Raw genomic sequence first — 21,037 nt, forward strand, 5'->3', positions numbered from 1 at the left:
CTCGGTCAGCTCTTGAGCATGTTGCGCAGGACGTACTGCAGGATGCCGCCGTTGCGGTAATACTCGGCCTCACCGGGGGTGTCGATGCGAACCACTGCGTCGAACTCGATCTTCTCGCCGCTGTCCTTGGTCGCAGTGACCTTGACGGTCTTCGGTGTCTTGCCCTCGTTGAGTTCGGTGATGCCCGCGATGTCGAACACCTCGGTGCCGTCGATCCCCAGCGACTTGTAGCTCTCGCCTTCCGGGAACTGCAGAGGCACGACGCCCATGCCGATCAAATTGGACCGGTGGATGCGTTCGAACGATTCGACGATGACTGCCCGCACACCGAGGAGCATGGTGCCCTTGGCCGCCCAGTCACGCGACGACCCGGACCCGTACTCCTTGCCGCCGAGGACGACCAGCGGGGTGCCCGCGTCCTGGTAGTTCTTGGAGGCATCGAAGATGAAGGACTGCGGTCCACCCTCTTGGGTGAAGTCGCGGGTATATCCGCCACTGACGTCGTCGAGCAGCTGGTTCTTCAGGCGGATGTTCGCGAAGGTTCCGCGAATCATCACCTCATGGTTGCCACGCCGCGACCCCAACGAGTTGTAGTCCTTGCGCTCGACACCGTGCTCGTCGAGGTACTGGGCTGCCGGGGTACCGGGCTTGATGGCACCGGCGGGGGAGATGTGGTCGGTGGTCACCGAATCGCCCAGTGCGGCAAGAACCCGAGCGCCGGTGATGTCGGTGACCGGCTCGGGATCCTTCGACATGCCGTCGAAGTACGGCGCCTTACGGACGTAGGTGGAGTTCTCGTCCCACTCGAAGATGTCACCCTCGGGCGTGGGCAGATTGCGCCAGCGCTCGTCACCCTTGAAGACGTCGGCGTAGGACTTGGTGAACATCTCCTGGCTGATCGCCTGGGCGATGGTGTCCTCGATCTCCTTGGTCGAGGGCCAGATGTCCTTGAGGTAGACGTCCTTGCCGTCGGTGCTCGTCCCGAGGGAATCGTTCTCGAAATCGAAGTCCATCGTGCCCGCGATGCCGTAGGCGATGACCAGCGGCGGCGACGCGAGGTAGTTCATCTTCACGTCGGGGGAGATACGTCCCTCGAAGTTGCGGTTACCCGACAGCACCGCGGTGGCCGTGAGGTCATTGTCGTTGATCGCCTTCGACACCTCTTCCGGCAGCGGGCCGGTGTTGCCGATGCAGGTGGTGCAGCCGTAGCCGCCGAGGTAGTAACCGAGCTTCTCGAGATACGGCCACAGACCGGCCTTCTCGTAGTAGTCCGTGACGACCTGCGAACCCGGCGCCATGTTGGTCTTCACCCACGGCTTGGTGGTCAGACCCAGGTCGACGGCCTTCTTGGCCAGTAGCGCGGCACCGATCATGACGGTCGGGTTGGAGGTGTTGGTGCACGAGGTGATACCTGCGACCACCACCGCGCCGTGGTCGAGTACGAACTCGCCGCGTTCATCGGAGACACACTTGACCGGCTTGCTCGGACGGCCCTCGGCGCCATTGGCTGCCGACTGCACGTTGACCGCGCCGTCATCGGCGAACGAGAGCGTCGCAGGATCGCTGGCAGGGAACGACTCCTCGATTGCCTCGTCGAGCTGGGTGTGGTCGGTCGGGTGGTTCTCGCCGACGTACTGATGGATGTCCTTGCGGAAGGCGGTTTTGGCCTCCGACAACAGGATCCGGTCCTGTGGGCGCTTCGGGCCCGCGATGGACGGGACGACGGTGCCGAGATCGAGTTCGAGGTACTCGGAGAACACCGGCTCCTTGGACGGGTCGTGCCACATGCCCTGTTCCTTGGCGTAGGCCTCGACGAGTGCGAGCTGCTCCTCGTCTCGACCGGTCAGGCGCAGGTAGTCGACCGTGACCTCGTCGATGGGGAACATCGCAGCGGTGGAGCCGAACTCGGGGCTCATGTTGCCCAGGGTCGCTCGGTTGGCCAGTGGGACCTCGGCGACGCCGTCGCCGTAGAACTCGACGAACTTGCCGACCACTCCGTGATTTCGCAGCATCTCGGTGACCGTCAGCACGACATCGGTGGCGGTGACGCCCGGCTTGATCGCGCCGGAGAGCTTGAAGCCGACGACGCGGGGGATCAGCATCGAGATCGGCTGTCCGAGCATCGCGGCCTCGGCCTCGATTCCACCGACGCCCCAGCCCAGGACACCCAACCCGTTTTCCATGGTGGTGTGCGAGTCGGTGCCGACGCAGGTGTCCGGGTAGGCCTGACCGTTACGCACCATGATCGACCGGGCGAGGTGCTCGATGTTGACCTGGTGCACGATTCCGGTGCCCGGGGGGACGACCTTGAAGTCGTCGAACGCGCCCTGGCCCCAGCGCAAGAACTGGTAGCGCTCGCCGTTGCGCTGGTACTCGAGGTCGACGTTGCGCTCGAAGGCGTCGGCGCGGCCGAAGACGTCGATGATCACGGAGTGATCGATCACCATCTCGGCGGGGGCCAACGGGTTCACCTTGGTGGGGTCGCCACCGAGCGCGGTGACCGCCTCGCGCATTGTCGACAGGTCGACGATGCAGGGCACACCGGTGAAGTCCTGCATGAGGACGCGGGCAGGGGTGAACTGGATCTCGATGCTCGGATCGGCTGAAGGATCCCACTGCGCGATCGCCTTGATGTGATCCTCGGTGATGTTCGCGCCGTCTTCGGTGCGCAGCAGGTTCTCTGCGAGCACCTTGAGGGAGTAGGGGAGTTTTTCTGTTCCCTCGACCGCGTTGAGTCGGAAGATCTCATATGAGTTGTCTCCAACGGTCAACGTGCCGCGGGCGCCAAAGGAATCAATACTCATCGCTTGCGTCAGCTCCACTCTTCGTGTTGTCGGCCGGCGGGGCTGCGCCGGTCATTGTTTTCGGCGTTGTCACCGGCTGTGTCGCCGGTGTCGTCGCCTTGTCGCATCGACGGGCTGCCTCGATGCGTACTGCTGTCGATTCTAGCAGTACAAGCGTACTGGTAAAAACTCAGGCCTCCCCGGCATGTCCCGGTTGTGGTGGACAGGCGAGGCGGTACGTCGAGCCACTTCGATTCTGTCGTATTGTGCTGCCATAGGTTGGCTACGCGATCAAAAAGTTGGAACGGAGATCTGACGGACCCATGGCACCGACGCCTCTCATGACGATCGTTCCGCCGGACGTGAACATCCCCGATCTCCAGGCCGGCCTCGCGGACGACGGCGTGGTGGCACCGCCCGAGATGACGCCGAAGATCCTGCAGGTCGTTGCCGAGGGCCGCGACAAGGGCTATGACCTGCACTTCGTGGTAACCGACAAGGTTTATCCGCGCATCACGTACTACCGGGATATCGCCACCGAGCTCCAGCAGGAAACGGGCGGCACCGTCATTGTTCTGGGCGGCAATTACATCGGGTCCGCGAGCGATGAGTTCAGTCGCGTCCAATTGGAACAGACGACTGACAACCTGGCCATTTCCAATCCGCCGTTGGCGGCTGAGCAGATGCTCGACCGGATGACCGAACAAACGCAGGTCCCGTGGACCGTGGTGACCCTGGTTCTCATCCTCGTGGTCGCGGTGGGAGCCGCAGTCGCTCGCAAGCTGCAGCTGCGCAAGGGAACTGCCCCACGCCCGGTGGTTTCACCCGCCGCCGACACCGTCGCGGCGACCGCCACGCCAGGGCGCGCAGGAGTCGAATCCTCCGAGGACGACATTCACGACTGAACTACAATTGTGTAGTTCGCCAATATCCAATTTGTGACCTTCGTCATTTGTCGAGTTCACAGCGTTTCCGCAGGGTAATGACCTCAATGTAATTTGTGACTCATGTTTCTTTCGGGGTTGTAGTGACGTACGGTTCGTATGTCATCGGTGGTGCTTATGGGGAAGTTGATCACTGTCGTGGCGATGGCCGAAGGAGCGACCGAAAGGTTGCCGTCGGCGCAATGCCAGATCTGCGAGGGAGTCATTTGTGAGTCGAGGAATGGCATTCATGCCGCGTCGACGTGGCGTTCGGTTGTCCTCCGCCGTTGCTCTGCTGGCCGCCCTGGCGGTGGCCGGTGCGCAACTCTCTGCGGGTATGGCAGTCGCGGAACCTCCGAGCAGCGCTGACAAGATCGCCACGCTGATCAATCAGATCGCCGATACAAACCAGAACATGGCCAACCTCGACGGCGACGTCGCAGTGAAGCGAGAGGCCGTCAACCGCGCCCTCGTGGATCTGCAGAACGCCAGGGAATCGGAGCGGCTCGCCGCTGTCGCCGTACGAGGCGCTCAGGAGTCCCTCAAGCTGGCCACGGGCGCAATTGCGCTGGCCGAGAAGGATTTCGACGGCTTCATCCGCAGTCTGTACACGCAGGGCAACAGCCAGGACTCGATGGGGAGCTATCTCTCGGGCGAGCCCGGGGCGGTGTTGGATCGGGCTTCGGTGATCGATCAGCTCAGCAAGGATCAGCAGGCGACGATCACCCGTTTGCAGCAGGCCCGCAATGAAGAGGCCAACCGCGCCTCCACGACGCAGGCCACGCAACAGCAGGCCGCCTTCGCCACTGCGACCGCGGAAACGCGGCAGGCCGACGCGCAGACGGCCATCGCCGAGGCGACAGCGGCAGTGAAAGCGGAGCAGTCCCGCCGGGCGATGCTCGAGAAGGACCGCGCCGCCGCGCAAGAGGAGCTGAACAAGCTGCGTGGCCAGCCGGCGCCCGCTCCGCCCACCGAAGGGGGTGGGCAGGTTCCCATCCTGCCCGAGCAGCAAGCTGCCATCGAGCAGCAGGCGCACCAGGACGCGCTGCGCGCCGCCGGCGACGCGGCCGGAAAGCTCGCACTGAACACCGCCCAGCAGACTCTCGCGGCCATCGTCGGTTCACTGACTGCGCCGCATACCGACATCGACGGCGCCACGCCTCCGCCGACCACGACGCCGACCGATCCGAATGCGCCGCTCGACCCGACCCTGCCCGCCGATCCGGACGAGCCGTTCGACCCGACCCTGCCCACCGAGCCCACCACGCCGGCGCCGGGAACGGTCGATCCGGGGCTTTCCGGTTCCGCCGCGGTCGAGGTCGTCGTGAATCGCGCACTCTCTCAACTCGGGGTCACGTATTCGTGGGGCGGCGGCGACGCCAACGGTCCGACGCTGGGTATCAGGGACGGTGGGGTCGCAGACTCCTACGGTGACTACAACAAGGTCGGTTTCGACTGTTCCGGCCTGATGATCTACGCCTTCGCCGGTATCGGCGTCTCGCTGCCGCACTACACCGGATATCAGTACACGTCCGGGCCGCAGGTCCCGTTGTCCCAGATGCAGCGTGGCGACATGATCTTCTACGGCCCGAATGCCAGCGAGCACGTTGCCCTGTATCTCGGCGACAACACGATGGTGGAGGCACCGCAGTCCGGCGACGTCGTCAAGATCTCGCCGCTGCGTACCAGCGGCGCGATGCCGTACGTGGTCCGACTGACCTGACGCCGGCCCCGGTATGGCACCGCGGGAATGTCGATTCATCGGCGGTTTACCGACGCGGCCGTCGTCGTCCCCCTCCAGGGGCCAGTACCCTCGGTGCAGTCAGTACAACGATCGAACAGACCCCGGAGGGTATCGGTGACCTCAGCGACCGACGACAGCAAGGCCTCAGCAGAGGTATTCAAGCTCACCCAGGCCGATGTCGCCTTGCTCGAGAAGGCAATGTTCGAGGTCAAACGAGTGATCGTTGGACAGGACCGGCTCGTCGAGCGGATTCTGGTCGGCCTCCTCGCTCGCGGGCACATCCTCCTCGAGGGCGTACCCGGTGTTGCCAAGACCCTCGCGGTGGAGACCTACGCCACGGTGATCGGCGGTAGCTTCTCGCGCGTCCAGTTCACCCCGGATCTCGTGCCGACCGATCTCATCGGTACCCGTATCTACCGCCAGGGCCAGGAGGCGTTCGACACCGAGCTCGGTCCGGTGGTCGCCAACTTCCTGCTCGCGGACGAGATCAACCGCGCGCCCGCAAAGGTGCAGTCGGCGTTGCTGGAGGTGATGGCCGAGCGGCAGGTGTCGATCGGCGGCACCACCTATCCGATGCCGGATCCGTTCCTGGTGATGGCCACGCAGAACCCCATCGAGAACGAGGGTGTCTACCCACTGCCCGAAGCGCAGCGCGACCGGTTCCTGTTCAAGGTTCTCGTCGACTACCCCGCTGTCGAAGAGGAGCGGGAGATCGTCTACCGCATGGGCAACAAGCCGCCCAAGGCGTCGCCGATCCTGGACCCGGTGACGATGGTCCGTCTGCAGGACACCGCCGCGAACGTCTTCGTACATCACGCACTCGTGGACTATGTCGTCCGGGTCATCAACGCGACCCGTCGTCCTGCCGAACTCGGTATGCATGACGTCGCGGGCTGGTTGTCCTATGGTGCATCGCCGCGTGCGACCCTCGGCATCATCGCGGCCTCACGTGCTCTCGCCCTGGTCCGAGGCCGTGATTACGTGATCCCGCAGGACGTGGTCGAGATCATCCCCGACGTCCTGCGCCACCGTCTGGTCCTGAGTTACGACGCGTTGGCGGACGAGGTCGACGCCGACGCCGTCATCACCCGGGTCCTGCAGACGGTCGGACTGCCGCAGGTCAGCGCGCAACCGCTGGCCACCCCTCCGGCTCCGCAGCCTCAGGGCGGATTCCCGCAGCAGCCGAATGGTCTGACCAAACCTCCTGCGCCGCAGCATAATCCAGCTCCGTCACAGGGGTATCAGGCTGCTTCGCAGGCGAATCCGGCGCAGGGCAACCAGTCGCACTATGGCGGATAACGGCGCACTGCCGTCGTTCGGCGCGGGCACCCTGGAAGACCCCAAGCTGACCGCGGCCCTCAAGACGCTCGAGATCGTGGTGCGGCGCAAGCTCGACGGTGTCCTGCAGGGTGATCATCTCGGTCTGATCCCCGGCCCCGGCAGCGAGCCGGGGGAGGCACGCGAGTATCAGCCGGGCGACGACGTACGGCGGATGGACTGGTCGGTGACCGCGCGGACCACCCATCCCCATGTGCGACAGATGGTCGCCGATCGCGAACTGGAGACCTGGCTGGTCGTCGACATGTCGGCGAGTCTGGACTTCGGCACGGTCAACACGACCAAACGTGATCTGGCCGTCGCCGCCTGTGCCGCCATCGCGCATCTGACGCTCGGCGGCGGCAACCGGATGGGCGCCGTCGTCTGCACGGGAGATCAGGTTGTCCGCATACCCGCCCGTAGCGGGCGTGCGCACGCGCTCAACACGCTCAAGACGATCGCGACCACCACCCGCGCCACCGATGGTGTCCGCGGCGATCTCTTCGCGGGTATCGACGCATTGCGCAGGCCTGAGCGCCGCCGCGGCCTCGCGGTCGTGGTCAGCGATTTCCTGGGCCCGATCGATTGGGACCGGCCGCTGCGGGCGGTCGGCGGGCACCACGATGTGCTCGGTGTCGAGGTGCTCGACCCCCGCGACATGGAGCTGCCCGATGTCGGCGACGTCATGCTGCGGGATGCGGAATCGGGCCAGGTGCGCGAGCTGACCATCACCGACAAGGTGCGGGCCGACTTCGCGCGCGCCGCAGAGGCTCACCGGATGGAGGTGCAGCGGACCCTGCGCAAGTGCGGCGCTCCGACCCTCGCGTTACGCACGGATCGAGACTGGATCGCCGACGTGGTCCGCTTCATCGCCCAGCGCCGCCGCGGCATGAATGCGGGGGCCACCCGATGAGCTTCTTCGACCTCGCCTCCCCATGGTGGCTGCTGGTACTGCTCGGTGTCGCCGGACTGGTCGGCGGCTACATATACATGCAGCGCCGGCGCAAGGAACGGGCGCTCAAGTTCGCCAATCTCGATCTGCTCAACACGGTCGCTCCCAAGACCCGGAACCGCAGTCAGCACGTTCCGATCGCGTTGATGATCATCGCGTTGATCGTGTTGACCGTGGCCATGGCGGGACCGCAGGCCGATCGCAAGGTGCCGCGCAACAAGGCGACCGTGATGCTGGTGATCGATGTGTCTCGATCGATGGATGCCACGGACGTCGCGCCCTCGCGCCTGAAGGCCGCGCAGGAGGCCGGCAAGAAGTTCGCCGACGAACTCACCGAGGGGATCAACCTCGGGCTGATCTCGTACGCGGGCACCGCGACCACACTGGTCTCGCCCACCCCCGACCGGGCGGCCACCAAGGCGGCGATCGACAAGCTCCAGCTCGACGACAAGACCGCCACCGGCGAGGGAATCCTGGCGGCGGTGTCGCAGATCAAGACGCTCAATGCCGTGCTCGGTGGGGACGCCGGTGCCCCGCCCGCCCAGGTGGTACTGCTCTCGGACGGCAAGGAAACGGTGCCCGACGATCCCGACGATCCGCGCGGCGCCTTCACCTCCGCCCGGAAGGCGAAGGAAGAGCAGATACCGGTCAACACGATCTCGTTCGGGACCCGCGGCGGCACCGTGGACCTCGAGGGCGACCGCATCCCGGTCCCCGTCGATGACGATTCCTTGCGCCGGATCGCGCAGTTGTCCGGCGGCAAGTTCTTCACGGCGTCGAGTCTGGACGAGCTCAATCAGGTCTACGAGAACCTGCAGAATCAGATCGGCTACGAGACCAGGCGTGGGGACGCGTCACGGCCCTGGCTGATCGCCGGAACTCTGCTGGTGCTGCTCGCCGTCATCAGTGCGGTGGCCATCAACAGGCGCCTGCCCTGATGGGACCGGGTACACGCCCGCCGACCGGAAAGCGATAGGTTGTCCGTCATGGCTGACAGCATCCAAAAGGCATCTCGCTCGGTCCTGGTCACCGGTGGTAACCGCGGAATCGGGCTCGCTATCGCGCAGCGACTCGCCGCCGACGGACACAAGGTGGCGGTCACACACCGTGGGTCGGGAGTTCCAGAGGGCCTGTTCGGTGTCGTGTGTGACGTGACGGACAACGACTCGATCGTCCGTGCCTTCAAGGAGATCGAAGAGCACCAGGGTCCGGTCGAGGTCTTGGTCTCCAATGCGGGCATCACGGACGACACCCTGCTGATGCGGATGACCGAGGAGCAGTTCGAGAAGGTCATCGACGCCAATCTCACGGGCTCGTTCCGGGTGGCGAAGGCCGCGTGCCGGTCGATGTTGCGGAAGCGCTTCGGCCGCTTCATCTTCCTCGGTTCCGCGGTGGCGATGATGGGTACCCCGGGCCAGATCAACTATGCGTCATCGAAGGCCGGCGTGATCGGTATGGCCCGGTCGCTCACCCGTGAACTCGGTTCGCGCTCGATCACCGCGAACGTGGTGGCACCCGGCCTCATCGAGACCGACATGACCGCCGAACTGCCCGAAGAGTACCGAGACCAAGCAGTCAAGCTCATCCCCGCCGCCCGGGTGGGCAGGCCGGACGAGGTTGCCGCTGTGGTCAGCTGGCTGGCCTCCGACGACTCGTCCTACGTCTCCGGGGCCGTGATCCCCGTCGACGGCGGGCTCGGGATGGGTCACTGACGTCGGCGTTCTCGCCGGCTCCGCACGCACCAACGATTCGACCGACTGCGAGGAGCAGACATTGAGCGGGATTCTCGACGGTAAGACGGTTCTGGTCACCGGGATCATCACCGATTCTTCCATCGCTTTCCATGCCGCCGCGATGGCGCAGGAGCAGGGCGCCCGGGTGATCATCACCGGCTTTGATCGGCTGCGGCTGATCGACCGGATCGCCCAGCGTCTGCCCAAGGAGGTGCCACCCGCGTTGGAGCTCGACATCACCAACGAGGAGCACCTGGGCACTCTTGCTGACCGTCTCAAAGAGGTTGCGCCCGAGGGCATCGATGGCGTGTTGCATTCCATCGCTTTCGCGCCCCGCACCCTGATGGGCCCCGATGCCAAGCCGTTCCTGGAAGGCCCGGGTCCGGATGCCGCGCAGTCCTTCCAGGTGTCGGCATGGAGCTACGCCGCGCTCGCGCGCGCGGTGCTCCCCGCCATGAACGAGGGCGGATCGATCGTCGGTATGGACTTCGATCCCCGGACGTCCATGCCGTTCTACAACTGGATGGGTGTGGCGAAGGCCGCGCTCGAATCGGTGAACCGCTATGTTGCCCGCGAGGTCGGCGCCGCCAAGAGGATCCGGTCGAACCTCGTTGCGGCAGGACCGATCAAGACGTTGGCGGCCAAGGCGATCGCGGGAACCGCGACCGGTGATGCGAAGAAGCTGAATCAGCTCAACGAGTACTGGGATGGTGCCTCGCCCATCGGCTGGAACGTCGACGACCCCACCGTGGTCGCGAAGTCGATCTGCGCGTTGCTCTCGGACTGGCTGCCCGGCACCACTGGTTCGATCGTCTACGTCGACGGCGGCGCAAGCCACAACACCTGGTTCCCGGAAGAGTTCTGACCGCGGTGACGTCGGTGGGAGACGGATTCGACGCCGTCATGGTGCTGTCGTTCGGTGGGCCGGACAAGCCCGCCGATGTCCGGCCGTTCCTCGAGAACGTGACCCGTGGACGCGGTGTGCCGCCCGAACGTCTCGACGAGGTGGCGAAGCACTATCACCACTTCGGTGGGGTGTCGCCGATCAATGCACTCAACAAGCAGATCATCGGTGCCCTCGAGTCGGAGCTCGACCGGACGGGCATCGAGTTGCCGGTGTACTTCGGCAACCGTAATTGGCACCCGATGATCGAGGAGACGCTCGCGCGGATCCATGCTGACGGTCACCGCCGTGTCCTGGTGTTCCCGACTTCGGCGTGGGGCGGTTACTCGGGTTGCAGGCAGTACGACGAAGACATCCGCCGTGGGCTGCAAGCCATTGGCGACAAGGCTGATTCGATGGTGGTGCGCAAGCTGCCGCAGTACTGGGACCATCCGGCGATGACCGCTTCGTGGGCTGATTCGATCAGGGCGGCGAGCGCGGAACTCCCGCCGCAACTACGAGACGATGCCCGACTGATCTTCACGGCCCACTCGATCCCGGATTCGGCCGACAGGGCCGCTGGGCCGCCGCAGGAGGGTGGACGGCTCTACAGCCGTCAGGTGGCGGACGCGTCCCGGCTGGCAGCGGAGGCGGCCGGCTTCTCGTCTTTCGATCAGGTGTGGCAGTCCCGTTCGGGACCTGCCCGGATTCCCTGGCTCGACCCTGACATCTGCGACCACCTCGACGATGTTGCAGCGCAAGGTGTTCGTGCGGTGATCGTCTGCCCGATCGGGTTCGTCTCCGACCACCTCGAGGTGGTCTGGGATCTCGACAACGAAGGTCTGGAGAAGGCGCAGGAGCTGGGCCTCGGTTACGCACGGGCCAAGACGGTGGGGACCGATCCACGGTTCATCGCGATGATCGCGGAGTTGATCGCCGAGCAGCTCGCGGGAACAGTCCCGTTCCGGCAGGGCATGACCGACAACGGCGCGCCGTGCGCCCTCGGATGTTGCGAACCGGTCCGCAGGCCGGCCTGAGGGTCCACCAGCGGCTGTACTCAGACCTTGTTGCCGTGCAACAGTTCTGAGATCACCGCGTTCGTCGCACTCATCCGCGCCACCCGCACGGTCCTGCCCAGTTCACGCAGGGCCCCGTCGCCGGTGTGCTGCCCGGCGGCGTTGATACCGAAGTCCGGTGCGGCGGCGGCGGCGACCGCCAGGATTGCCGCGACGTGGGCTGCCTGTTCGAGGATTCGTTCGGCGCGTGTGTTGACATTCGGGGGCAATTGCGTGGCGGCGAGGGCGGTGAGTTCGGCAACTTTCGCGCGGGGATCGGGAAACGGCGCCGACCGCGGCAGTCGCAGATCGCCGAGAATGTCTGCTGCCGAGCGAATGCTCTCGCGCAGTTCGTATTCCACCTCGCCGAGGGGCAGGGTGATGGGGACCGTGGGCGCCTCGATGGTGTGGGCACCCCACCCCACCGTGTACCGATCCAGTCGGCGGGGGACCAGCGCGTGACGGCCCGGTACGACGAGGAGCTCGCCGGCGTCGAGGGCTGCGGTGGTGACCGGACTTCGCGGCGGGAGGCCGAGCATATCGCCGGGAGCCACGAGCAGGATGGCCAGGCCACGTGGTGATCCCTCACGGACCAGCCGCAGCAGGGCGTCGCTCTCCTCGCCGTCCGCCTCGAGCGAGAGCGCCTGTGCAGCAGCTCTGTCCGCAGGAATCACGCGGTGTCTCGGACTCCACCGACTCAGCACGTCGAGTACGTCGTCCGGCGAGCAACGGCCCGACTGCCACGCAGCACCCCACGCACCCAGGGCGCCACTGAGGCCCTGGGCGTCGCTCGGATACTCGAAGTCCGTGTCAGTCATCCATTCCCTTTGTTCCGTTTTCTCCGGGCCACTCTAGCGCCGAAACCCGATCCACGGCGTGGCAAGTCCCGGGCCCGTTGACTGAGCCCTAACGTGGTTGCGGTGAACAGCAATGGCTCCGATCGCTATGGCAGAGATGTGCTTTCCGGGCCTCGTCGCAGCGCCCGACCGGCGACGCCCGAGGTCGTCGCCGAACGCGACCTGGTCGTAGAAGACGCAGCATCCGGTTTCTGCGGCGCGGTGGTCGGCTTCGAGCGCAGTTACGACGGTGAGTTCGTCCGGCTGGAAGACCGCCGTGGTCTGACCAGGATCTTCGCGCTGCGTCCCGCGGCGTTCCTGATCGACGGTGCGCCGGTGACCCTGACAAAGCCGGTCTCGAAGCCGCCCGCGGCGCCGGCCCGAACTGCCTCTGGATCGCGGACCGTGGCGGGACAGCGGGCCCGTGTCGCACGAGCCAGCCGACTCTTCGTGGAGGGCGTGCACGACGCCTCGCTGATGGAGCGGATCTGGGGTGACGACCTCCGGGTGGAGGGCGTGGTGGTCGCCAGTCTCGACGGACTCGACAATCTCGACGAGGCTCTTGCCGAATTCGAGCCGGGCCCCACCCGTCGCGCAGGCATCCTCGTCGATCACCTGGTCGCCGGATCCAAGGAGTCCCGGCTCACGGAACGGGTCGGGGAGCACGTGCTCGTCTGCGGGCATCCGTACATCGATGTCTGGGAGGCGGTGAAGCCTGCCGCAGTGGGGATCAAGGCCTGGCCGAAGATCCCTCGCGGCACCGACTGGAAGACGGGCGTCTGCGCGGAGTTGGGTTGGGGGACACCGCGGGAGGGTTGGCGCAGGGTCAACAATTCGGTCTCCAGCTTCCGTGACATCGAGGTCCCACTGATCAGGGCGGTGGAAGAGCTCATCGACTTCGTCGCGGCGGCCGAATGAACAAACGTGGCAGACTCGAAGTATGGGAGCACTGTTATGGCTCGTAGCCGGGTTGATCCTGATCGGTGCTGAAGCACTCAGCGGCGATCTGATCCTTCTCATGCTGGCCGGCGGTGCACTGTCGGCAGCCGGCGTCAGCGCCATATTCGATCCACCGTTGTGGGTCGATGGTGTCGTGTTCGCCGTCGTGTCGTTGCTGTTGTTGTTCACTGTTCGGCCGGTCGCAAAACGCCACATGTTCAGTAGGCCCCGTCTTGCGACCAACACAGAGGCTTTGGTGGGTCAGCATGGTGTGGTGGTCGCGGCGATCACCGAAGACGGTGGTCAGGTCAAGTTCAGCGGTGGGATCTGGTCGGCCCGGGCCGCGCATCCCGGTGATCGATTCGACGAAGGTGAAGCAGTGACGGTATTGGAAATCGACGGCGCCACCGCTGTCGTGTGGAAAGGATGAGCAGCGCAATGTTGGTCGGTCTGATTGTCGTCATCGTGCTGGTTCTTCTGGTGGCGGTGATCCTGGCCAAGTCAGTGGCCCTGATCCCGCAGGCCGAGGCGGCGGTGATCGAGAGGCTCGGCCGGTACACCAAGACGGTGTCCGGTCAGCTGACGTTGCTCGTTCCGTTCGTCGATCGCATTCGGGCGCGCATCGACCTGCGAGAGCGCGTTGTCTCGTTCGCTCCGCAGCCGGTGATCACCGAGGACAACCTCACCGTGCTCATCGACACCGTCGTGTACTTCCAGGTGACCACCCCGCACTTCGCGGTCTACGAGATCAACGATTACATCGTCGGTGTCGAGCAGTTGGCCACGACCACACTGCGAAACGTTGTCGGCGGCATGACCCTCGAAGAGACGCTGACCTCGCGTGATTCGATCAATGCTCAGCTTCGCGGGGTGCTCGACGAGGCGACCGGTCGCTGGGGTCTGCGCGTCGCGCGGGTCGAGTTGAAGAGCATCCTGCCGCCACCGTCCATCCAGGAATCGATGGAAAAGCAGATGAAGGCCGACCGCGAGAAGCGGGCCACCATCCTGACCGCCGAAGGCCAGCGGGAGTCGGCGATCAAGACGGCCGAGGGCAACAAGCAGAGCCAGATCCTCTACGCCGAAGGCGCCAAACAGGCGGCCATCCTGACCGCCGAGGGCGATCGGCAGTCCCGCATCCTGCAGGCGCAGGGTGACCGGGCCGCGCAGTACCTGCGGGCGCAGGGTGAGGCGAAGTCGATCCAGAAGGTCTTCGCCGCGATCAAGTCAGCGAAACCGACGCCGGAACTGCTGGCGTATCAGTATCTGCAGCAGCTGCCAGAGATGGCCAAGGGTGAGGCGAGCAAGGTGTGGGTCGTGCCCAGCGACTTCGGTTCTGCCCTACAGGGTTTCGCGAAGTCGTTCGGAGTGCAGTCCGACGACGGCGTCTTCCGGTACGAGGCGCCTGCCGATGACGGCACAACTGAGGTGGACGAGTCCGACATCGAGGATTGGTTCACCACCGCGACCGATCCGAAGGTGGCACAGGCGGTCGCCGAAGCGGAAGCGGTTGCCAGGACACCCGTGTCGGAGCAGCCGCCGCTGTCTGCTCGGCGCGCCGATACCGCATTGGACAAAGGGCCGTACAACTCGCCCGCGACACCGGGATGGCAGGCGCCGGATTCCGAGCCGGATTCACTGCAACAGTAGGTACCCGGTGCCCGCTGCTGCCGCGGCCCACAGCACCGATGCCAGGGTTCCGATGATGAACTGCTCGGCCGCGCCCGACTCCCGTAATTCGGGATAGCGTCCGAGTCCCTTGACCGCCAGCACGATGGCGATCGCCTCCGGCCAGCGAAGTCCCAGTGCGGCGACCACCGCAATCCTCTCGAGGTAGCCGATGACGCGGCCGCCACGGAGTGGTGTCGGATCCGGTGGCGCGTTGTCTGCTCCGCCCGGCGCGGGTGGCGGGGAGTCGAGCTGCCAGGGTTCGATCCCGCCGAGCAGCAGGGCGCCGCGGACCAGCAGAGTGCCGCCGGTGACCGCGGTGACGACCGTCAGGACATGGACAAACACCTCGAGTCTTCCGGTGGCCGGGTCGGCAGCCAACGCAAGTAGCGCGACCACTCCGAGCAGGACGGGTGTGGCTGCCGCGGCGGCGATGTTCGCCCTCATCCCGTGGCCGACCGGTACCCGACCGAGGATCAGCGGAAGGACTGCGGTCGCGCAGAAGGCGATCAGTGCCGCGACGATCATCGGGCGTCCGCCAGCAAGCGGGTGACGAGCATTCGGGTGTCCTCCTCGAGATACCAGTTGGCGGCGCGAAGCCGTTGTGACATCGCCTGGGGTGTGACACCGAGTGTGGCAGCCGCCTCTGACTGTGTGCGTTCTCGCCGCATCTCCCGGACAGCCGCCCGTCCGGCCTCCGACCGTTCCCCGACCAGGAGGACGAGCAGCCGTGCTGCGGTCTGGGCGGACGACGCTGTCTCCGGATCTGCACCGACCACGGCCACGGGGTGAGGGGCGCGTTTGGCGTCGGTGACCGCGATGCGAGCTCGTTCGAAGGCGGCGCCGCGGCCCGCCCGGGTCTGCGTGGGGAGCGGTCGCTCGACGTCGCCGATCCCGATTCCGATGCTCCAGGGGCCGAGTTCGGCGAGGATGACTATGGCGTCGGTGAGGGCGCCCGGTGAGTCGAAGACCGCCTGGAACTCATCTCCGGCGGTGCGATCGAACGACCGTATGGTCGGGATGGCCGAGAGTGCGGCGACTGCCTCGGGAACCCGATCGACGTCGCGGCGGCTCTGACGCTGGTCTGTCGTCATCACGAACATGCGGGACTCCCTGCTCTCGGGTCAATCTCTCAACCTGGATCTGACAGTATCAAGTCATATGGCTTTATATCAACCAATCAAGCTAAGTGACTTGATCGACCCGAAGATCCGTCGGCTGAAAGAGCTCGTCGCCCTATTCCTGGGAGAATCACGCTGCATCTATCCCTGTCGCCGACGTCTCCGGCTTCGTACGCTCGCCCGCGGGCGGCACGGTGAACCGTGGCCCGACGTTCGGGTGAGATGAGAGGCGTGGAGAAGTGGCTGACGAGATCAGGGTTGAACGGTGGGGTTCGGGAGACCGTGATGCGGTCCTGATCCACGGTCTCGGCAATTCGTCCGAATCGTGGTGGGAGGTCGGCCCCGCGCTCGCCGACCGTGGTTACTCGGTGCATGCGGTCGACTTGCCTGGCCACGGACGCAGCGCAGCACTGGTCGACTACTCGGTCGAGTCGCTCGTCGACGCCGTCGTCGGGGCGGTACCCACAAAGCCGGAGCTGGCGATCGGCCACTCGCTCGGCGGACTGGTACTGGCGCACGCGCTGGACCGCCTGGCACCCCGACTCGCGGTGTTCGAAGATCCGGCGTGGACGGTGGCCATCGCCCCCGAGGTCGTGGAAGCATTTCGCGCGCAGAAGAAGTGGACGATCGACGACGTCAATCGCACATACCCCCGGTGGAGTGATTGAGAGCCGCCGCCGCAAACTCGAAGCCCTGGCCGAGTGGGATGAGTCGATTCTCGACGACCTGTCGCACTTCACGCCGGCCACGATCACGACTCCGCAGGTGCCGACGGCGGTGATCCTTGCCGATCCGAGCGCACTCGTATCCGCCGAACGCGCCGATTCCCTGCGGCAGAGCGGCTTTCATGTGCTCACGGTTCCGGGCGCCGGGCACGTGGTCCATTTCGACGACATCGACGGGTATCTGCGCGCGCTCGACGAGGCGATCGCCCGATGACCGGGCGACGCCGGCCACTCAAGACGGTCACCGGGGTCAGTGGGGGTACGGACGTCTACGACGCCGCGATCAATCCGGCCCGATCGACGCTCGCGTCGGCCGTCGAGGTCGCGCAGATCGCCGAGACCCACAAGATCGACGCACTTTTCGCTGCCGACCTCCTCGCGTTCGGGGCCCAGGGTGCGATCGGCGCCCAAGAGCCCCTCATGTACCTCGCTGCGCTCAGCGCGGTCACATCCGATGTCGGGCTGATAGCGACCGTGACCACGACGTTCCATCACCCGTACAACCTCGCGCGGCTCTTCGGGACCCTTGACCACATCAGCAACGGCCGGGCGGCCTGGAACGCGGTGACCTCGTCTCTCGGTGAGGAGAACTACAGCGATCTGGAACTGCCGAGCCCTGAGGAGCGATACGCGCGGGCGACCGAGTCGCTCGAGGTGGTCGCCGCGCTGTTCGACAGCTGGCGGCCCGGAGCGTTGAGTCCGGGAACCGACGGCGCCGTGCTCGATCCGGATCTGGTCCGGCCCATCGACCATCGCGGCACCTACTTCACGGTGCGCGGTCCCCTCAACATCCCGTCGCTGCCCCAAGGCCGCCCCGTCCAGTTCCAGGCCGGGCAATCGGCCGGCGGCGTAGAACTCGGAGCCCGATTCGCCGAAGTCGTCTTCACATCCCTCGCGACCATCGAGGATGCCACCACCTACGCGAAGACGATCCGGTCACGCGCTGCCGAGCTGGGACGGGACCCGCAGCTGCCCCTCATCTTCAGCTCGCTCCACGCGACGTACGGCTCCACCGAGGCCGAGGTCCGGGCGCTGGTCAAGGAGAGGGAGGAGTCGATCGACCTGACAGCGGCACGGGCCGGTCTCGAAGACATGCTCGGCGGTGGGGTCGACTTGTCGGAGTTGCCGCTGGACAAGCCGATTCCGGAGTCGGTGCTGCCTGACCCGCGCACGGTGAACCGGCGTCGCGGTCGGGTCGAGATCTTCAGCGCCCTGGCACGTCAGGGTAAGACGTTACGAGAGTTGATCGTCGCCGCGCAGGACACCGGGCACTGGGCGGAGTCCGGTACTCCGGAACAGATCGCCGACGCGATCGTCGAACGATATGACGCCGGGGTGCTCGACGTCGTCAGCCTCGGCGGGCTCGCCGATCCGATCAGCCGGGACTTCGTCGTCAACGGGCTACTGCCCGAACTGCGCCGTCGGGGAGTCGTCGGAAACGATTACGTCGGCGGCACGTTCCGCGAAAACCTCGAACTCCCGCCCCTACCCCGATAATGGGTCGTTCTGGCGAACAAACATGCAGGTGACGACCGCCAAAGCAGCACATCATCGGGGATGCCGGGGGAGTCAGGTGGCGCGGGGGGAAAGTTCATCGGTCGGCTTGTCGGAGTTCGCAGCCTCGTCATCGACTGTTTCCACGTCGTCGGCGGCCGACGGCACCCCGAGCCGGGCATCGAGGATCAATCCGATCACCCCGAGACTGAAGAGGGAGGCCGAGAGAGCGAGCGCGCCGACGCTGCCTTCGCCGGCGAGTGCGTTGCCCAGGATGACGATCGCCGCCGTGCCGGGCATGACACCGATGACGGTGGCCACCGCGTAGGGGACGAACTTGATCGACGAGAGCGCCGCGACGTAGTTGGTGACGGAGAACGGGAACGCCGCGATCAGACGTAGTGAGCCCACCGCCAACCACCCGCGGTGTTCCATCCGCAGTTCGACCGCCCGCGCCGCCGGATGGCGCAGGTACGGCCTCGCGATCCTCCGGCCGTAGCGCCGGACCAGCACAAACGCCATGATCGCAGCAAAAGTGGTCGCAAGCATCGCACCGATGAAACCGACCAGGGGACCGAAGAGCACACCGGAGGCGACGGTGAAGGCCGACCGGGGAACCGGGAAGATGGCGATGATGGCGTAACCGATGAAGAAGATCCACACGAAACCCGGCCCGAAAGAGTCGGCCCAGTCACGTAACCGGGCCACCGAGGGCACCGGTATGAGGTACGCGCAGAGCAACACGACGAGTACGACGACCAGTCCCGCGAGCGCCCGGATCACGGCCTTACGCCGGGTCAGTCGGCCACTGGTTTTCACGTCCACAACCATACGGCTGATATCTGCATGCCGATGTGCTCGATACCACTGCGGCAGTACCCACCTCCTTGCTCGGCCCGAGCGTTTGATCGGCTACTGTCGATCCACGTCCAGATGCGACAGACATCACGACGTCACCAGCTGATCGAAGGGCTCACGACGAATGCCGGATACCGGACCAGACTTCCAAGACCTGGAGGCGAACTACGAGCAGTGGTCCGCCGCCGCTGCGCAGGTACTTGCGAAGTCCAAGCGTGTTGACGTCTCGGATCTTCACGACACCCCTGAGGCGTTGCTTTCGACGATCACGCCTGACGAACTCGTCATCAAACCGCTGTATACGCGGCGCGACGAACTCGACGAGCCCGGACTGCCGGGTACCTATCCGTTCGTCCGGGGTAGCGATCCGACGCGCGATGTGAACATGGGTTGGCGGGTCACCGAGCGTTTCGGTGATCCGACCGGCGAACCCCAGGATCCGGCCGCACTCAACTCGGCGATCCTCGACGCGTTGAACAACGGTGCCAGCGGCCTGTGGCTGGCGGTAGGGCCTGATTCCATCGCCCCAGAACAGCTCACCCAAGTCCTGGACGGTGTGCTGCTGGACCTCGTCCCGGTCACACTCGATGCCGGCGCGGACGGCGTCGCTGCTGCCGACGCAGTCACCCCTCTTCTGCCGGACACGGCTTCGGTCGGCACGGTGTCGTCCTTCGGACTCTCGCCGCTGACTGCGGGGTACTCCGGTCGTCCGACTGTCGATCTCGATGCCGCGGTGAAGGTTGCGGTGGCGGCCGGGTCCGGAGTGCGTGCGATCCGGGTGGACGGCACCGACTTCGCGCTCGGCGGTGCGACCGATGTGCAGGAGTTGGCACTGGTCACCGCGGCGGGCGTCGAGTATCTGCGCGCTCTGACCGAGGCCGGGCTCGATGCCGACAAGGCGTTGGCGCAGTTGACCTTTGCGTTGTCGGCCACAGATGACCAGTTCGGCACGATGGCCAAGTTCCGGGCGATCCGGCGTTTGTGGGGCAGGGTCGCCGACGTCACCGGCGCACCGGAGGCCGGCGCTGCCGTGACCCACGGCATCACCGCGCTGGGCATGATGAGTCAGCGCGATCCCTGGGTGAACATGCTCCGGGTGACCACGGCGACGTTCGGCGCGGGCGTCGGCGGTGCCGATCAGATCACAGTGCTGCCGTTCGACGCCGCCTTGGCGCCGTCGGACCGCACCACCAATCCGAGTTTCTCGCGACGGATGGCCCGCAACACCCAGTTGTTGCTGCTCGAGGAGTCCAACGTCGCCAAGGTCATCGACCCGGCGGGCGGCGCGTGGTTCGTCGAATCGCTGACCGACGATCTGGCCGTGTCCGCGTGGGCACTCTTCCAGGAGATCGAAGCCAAGGGCGGTTACCGCCGGGCTCTCGCCGACGGCTGGATCGGTGAGCAGATCGCTACCGCGTTGGCCGCCCGCGACAAGGCCGTCGCGCATCGCGCCACGGCGCTCACCGGGATCAACGAGTTCCCGAACCTGGCCGAGAAGCCACTGGGTACCGAAGGGTCCGCCGACTTCGCGGATCTGCCCTCGGCAGCTCCCAACCTGGCGCGGATCGCCCGCCCCTTCGAGCGTCTGCGCGATCGATCCGATGCCTATCTCGCAGCCCACGGTCGGCGCCCCCTGGCGATCATGCTTCCGCTGGGTTCGGTGGCCGAACACAACGGCCGGACGACCTTCGTTGCGAACCTGTTGGCGGCCGGCGGCATCGAGACCGTCAATCCCGGTCCGCTGGATGGAGCGTCGGTTCCCGCCGCCGTCGACGCTGCCGGAGGGCTTGCCGTCGCCGTGTTGTGCGCCGCCAATCCCCGGTATGAAACCGATGGCGGCGCCGCGCTCGCCGCCGCCCGTGCCGCCGGTGTGGGAACTGTACTGCTGGCCGGACCGCCGAAGGCGTGGACCGACTCGGCGGATACCCCGGACGGATTCCTGCAGATCGGGATCGACGCCATCTCCACGCTGACCGAACTACTCGACACCATCGAGGCGAAGAGCTGAC

At 65.8% G+C, this 21,037-nt stretch carries 20 protein-coding genes; 15 read left to right on the plus strand and 5 right to left on the minus strand.

Going from position 1 to position 21,037, the window contains the following annotated elements; all coding sequences use genetic code 11:
- Positions 1-5 precede the first annotated feature (5 nt).
- The gene (gene acnA / locus BFL43_RS27650) at positions 6-2,804 is read right to left on the minus strand and encodes an aconitate hydratase AcnA (protein WP_084896921.1); all 2,799 of its coding nucleotides are present in this window, start codon (positions 2,802-2,804) and stop codon (positions 6-8) included.
- 302 nt (positions 2,805-3,106) lie between these two features.
- Here acnA and BFL43_RS27655 point away from each other — a divergent pair, with 302 nt between their 5' ends.
- The 8 genes from BFL43_RS27655 to BFL43_RS27690 all read left to right on the plus strand — a co-directional run bounded on the left by BFL43_RS27655 (position 3,107) and on the right by BFL43_RS27690 (position 11,372).
- Positions 3,107-3,688, plus strand: a complete 582-nt coding sequence (locus BFL43_RS27655) for a DUF6676 family protein (protein ID WP_084896637.1) — start codon at positions 3,107-3,109, stop codon at positions 3,686-3,688.
- A gap of 268 nt (positions 3,689-3,956) precedes the next feature.
- Positions 3,957-5,429 carry an NlpC/P60 family protein gene (locus BFL43_RS27660; protein ID WP_206186762.1) on the plus strand — a complete coding sequence of 491 codons (1,473 nt, stop codon included), beginning with the start codon at positions 3,957-3,959 and terminating at the stop codon, positions 5,427-5,429.
- Between the two features lie 135 nt (positions 5,430-5,564).
- Positions 5,565-6,749: a MoxR family ATPase gene (locus tag BFL43_RS27665; RefSeq protein ID WP_143695585.1), complete on the plus strand. Its 1,185-nt coding sequence runs from the start codon at positions 5,565-5,567 to the stop codon at positions 6,747-6,749.
- Entirely contained in the window at positions 6,739-7,680 is a 942-nt protein-coding gene (locus BFL43_RS27670; protein WP_084896640.1) for a DUF58 domain-containing protein, read from the plus strand. The genes BFL43_RS27665 and BFL43_RS27670 overlap by 11 nt, the downstream gene beginning before the upstream one ends.
- Complete coding sequence (locus BFL43_RS27675; RefSeq protein WP_084896642.1) at positions 7,677-8,657, plus strand: VWA domain-containing protein; 981 nt, start codon at positions 7,677-7,679, stop codon at positions 8,655-8,657. Before BFL43_RS27670 ends, BFL43_RS27675 begins: the two co-directional genes overlap by 4 nt.
- 48 nt (positions 8,658-8,705) lie before the next feature.
- Positions 8,706-9,431: a 3-oxoacyl-ACP reductase FabG1 gene (gene fabG1, locus BFL43_RS27680; RefSeq protein ID WP_084896644.1), complete on the plus strand. Its 726-nt coding sequence runs from the start codon at positions 8,706-8,708 to the stop codon at positions 9,429-9,431.
- 61 nt (positions 9,432-9,492) lie between these two features.
- A complete protein-coding gene (gene inhA, locus BFL43_RS27685) occupies positions 9,493-10,317 on the plus strand; it encodes an NADH-dependent enoyl-ACP reductase InhA (RefSeq protein ID WP_084896645.1) in 825 nt (274 codons plus the stop codon).
- A gap of 38 nt (positions 10,318-10,355) precedes the next feature.
- Positions 10,356-11,372: a ferrochelatase gene (locus tag BFL43_RS27690; protein WP_084896925.1), complete on the plus strand. Its 1,017-nt coding sequence runs from the start codon at positions 10,356-10,358 to the stop codon at positions 11,370-11,372.
- 20 nt (positions 11,373-11,392) lie between these two features.
- On the opposite strand, the gene BFL43_RS27695 is transcribed toward BFL43_RS27690, so the two are convergent.
- Positions 11,393-12,208: a hypothetical protein gene (locus tag BFL43_RS27695; RefSeq protein WP_084896647.1), complete on the minus strand. Its 816-nt coding sequence runs from the start codon at positions 12,206-12,208 to the stop codon at positions 11,393-11,395.
- A 102-nt stretch (positions 12,209-12,310) separates the two neighbouring features.
- Here BFL43_RS27695 and BFL43_RS27700 point away from each other — a divergent pair, with 102 nt between their 5' ends.
- Genes BFL43_RS27700 through BFL43_RS27710 form a run of 3 tightly spaced genes read left to right on the plus strand, consistent with a single transcriptional unit; the run spans position 12,311 to position 14,812 of the window.
- Positions 12,311-13,144, plus strand: coding sequence for a DUF3097 domain-containing protein (locus BFL43_RS27700; protein WP_084896927.1), 834 nt, complete (start codon positions 12,311-12,313; stop codon positions 13,142-13,144).
- 22 nt (positions 13,145-13,166) lie between these two features.
- Positions 13,167-13,595, plus strand: a complete 429-nt coding sequence (locus BFL43_RS27705) for an NfeD family protein (RefSeq protein ID WP_084896649.1) — start codon at positions 13,167-13,169, stop codon at positions 13,593-13,595.
- Complete coding sequence (locus BFL43_RS27710) at positions 13,592-14,812, plus strand: SPFH domain-containing protein (RefSeq protein ID WP_084896651.1); 1,221 nt, start codon at positions 13,592-13,594, stop codon at positions 14,810-14,812. Before BFL43_RS27705 ends, BFL43_RS27710 begins: the two co-directional genes overlap by 4 nt.
- On the opposite strand, the gene BFL43_RS27715 is transcribed toward BFL43_RS27710, so the two are convergent.
- Positions 14,798-15,358 (minus strand): hypothetical protein, encoded by a 561-nt coding sequence (locus tag BFL43_RS27715; RefSeq protein ID WP_084896652.1) that lies wholly within the window; start codon positions 15,356-15,358, stop codon positions 14,798-14,800. The two genes, BFL43_RS27710 and BFL43_RS27715, sit on opposite strands and share 15 nt — an antisense overlap.
- Entirely contained in the window at positions 15,355-15,933 is a 579-nt protein-coding gene (locus BFL43_RS27720) for a hypothetical protein (RefSeq protein ID WP_084896654.1), read from the minus strand. Before BFL43_RS27720 ends, BFL43_RS27715 begins: the two co-directional genes overlap by 4 nt.
- 257 nt (positions 15,934-16,190) lie before the next feature.
- Between BFL43_RS27720 and BFL43_RS29675 the strand changes: the two genes are divergently transcribed.
- The 3 genes from BFL43_RS29675 to BFL43_RS27730 are packed head-to-tail and all read left to right on the plus strand — an operon-like array spanning position 16,191 to position 18,173.
- Positions 16,191-16,619, plus strand: a complete 429-nt coding sequence (locus BFL43_RS29675; protein ID WP_240498521.1) for an alpha/beta fold hydrolase — start codon at positions 16,191-16,193, stop codon at positions 16,617-16,619.
- On the plus strand, positions 16,612-16,890 hold the full coding sequence (locus BFL43_RS29680) for a hypothetical protein (protein ID WP_240498522.1): 279 nt from the start codon (positions 16,612-16,614) through the stop codon (positions 16,888-16,890). Before BFL43_RS29675 ends, BFL43_RS29680 begins: the two co-directional genes overlap by 8 nt.
- Complete coding sequence (locus BFL43_RS27730) at positions 16,887-18,173, plus strand: NtaA/DmoA family FMN-dependent monooxygenase (protein ID WP_084896655.1); 1,287 nt, start codon at positions 16,887-16,889, stop codon at positions 18,171-18,173. Before BFL43_RS29680 ends, BFL43_RS27730 begins: the two co-directional genes overlap by 4 nt.
- A gap of 72 nt (positions 18,174-18,245) precedes the next feature.
- Here the strand turns inward: BFL43_RS27730 and BFL43_RS27735 are convergent, their stop codons facing one another.
- Positions 18,246-18,989 (minus strand): TVP38/TMEM64 family protein, encoded by a 744-nt coding sequence (locus BFL43_RS27735; RefSeq protein WP_240498523.1) that lies wholly within the window; start codon positions 18,987-18,989, stop codon positions 18,246-18,248.
- A 163-nt stretch (positions 18,990-19,152) separates the two neighbouring features.
- Here BFL43_RS27735 and BFL43_RS27740 point away from each other — a divergent pair, with 163 nt between their 5' ends.
- Entirely contained in the window at positions 19,153-21,036 is a 1,884-nt protein-coding gene (locus BFL43_RS27740) for a methylmalonyl-CoA mutase family protein (protein WP_084896659.1), read from the plus strand.
- Position 21,037 lies beyond the last annotated feature (1 nt).

The sequence above is a fragment of the Williamsia sp. 1135 genome, from assembly GCF_002095395.1.
Classification (GTDB): Bacteria; Actinomycetota; Actinomycetes; order Mycobacteriales; family Mycobacteriaceae; genus Williamsia.

What these genes read in the sequence shown, in the direction of transcription:
- acnA (WP_084896921.1), bottom strand. Translation starts at nt 2,804, where the DNA reads ATGAGTATTGATTCCTTTGGCGCCCGCGGCACGTTGACCGTTGGAGAC.
- BFL43_RS27655 (WP_084896637.1), top strand. Translation starts at nt 3,107, where the DNA reads ATGGCACCGACGCCTCTCATGACGATCGTTCCGCCGGACGTGAACATC.
- BFL43_RS27660 (WP_206186762.1), top strand. Translation starts at nt 3,957, where the DNA reads ATGCCGCGTCGACGTGGCGTTCGGTTGTCCTCCGCCGTTGCTCTGCTG.
- BFL43_RS27670 (WP_084896640.1), top strand. Translation starts at nt 6,739, where the DNA reads ATGGCGGATAACGGCGCACTGCCGTCGTTCGGCGCGGGCACCCTGGAA.
- BFL43_RS27675 (WP_084896642.1), top strand. Translation starts at nt 7,677, where the DNA reads ATGAGCTTCTTCGACCTCGCCTCCCCATGGTGGCTGCTGGTACTGCTC.
- fabG1 (WP_084896644.1), top strand. Translation starts at nt 8,706, where the DNA reads ATGGCTGACAGCATCCAAAAGGCATCTCGCTCGGTCCTGGTCACCGGT.
- BFL43_RS27690 (WP_084896925.1), top strand. Translation starts at nt 10,356, where the DNA reads ATGGTGCTGTCGTTCGGTGGGCCGGACAAGCCCGCCGATGTCCGGCCG.
- BFL43_RS27695 (WP_084896647.1), bottom strand. Translation starts at nt 12,208, where the DNA reads ATGACTGACACGGACTTCGAGTATCCGAGCGACGCCCAGGGCCTCAGT.
- BFL43_RS27705 (WP_084896649.1), top strand. Translation starts at nt 13,167, where the DNA reads ATGGGAGCACTGTTATGGCTCGTAGCCGGGTTGATCCTGATCGGTGCT.
- BFL43_RS27710 (WP_084896651.1), top strand. Translation starts at nt 13,592, where the DNA reads ATGAGCAGCGCAATGTTGGTCGGTCTGATTGTCGTCATCGTGCTGGTT.
- BFL43_RS27715 (WP_084896652.1), bottom strand. Translation starts at nt 15,358, where the DNA reads ATGATCGTCGCGGCACTGATCGCCTTCTGCGCGACCGCAGTCCTTCCG.
- BFL43_RS27720 (WP_084896654.1), bottom strand. Translation starts at nt 15,933, where the DNA reads ATGTTCGTGATGACGACAGACCAGCGTCAGAGCCGCCGCGACGTCGAT.
- BFL43_RS27730 (WP_084896655.1), top strand. Translation starts at nt 16,887, where the DNA reads ATGACCGGGCGACGCCGGCCACTCAAGACGGTCACCGGGGTCAGTGGG.
- BFL43_RS27740 (WP_084896659.1), top strand. Translation starts at nt 19,153, where the DNA reads ATGCCGGATACCGGACCAGACTTCCAAGACCTGGAGGCGAACTACGAG.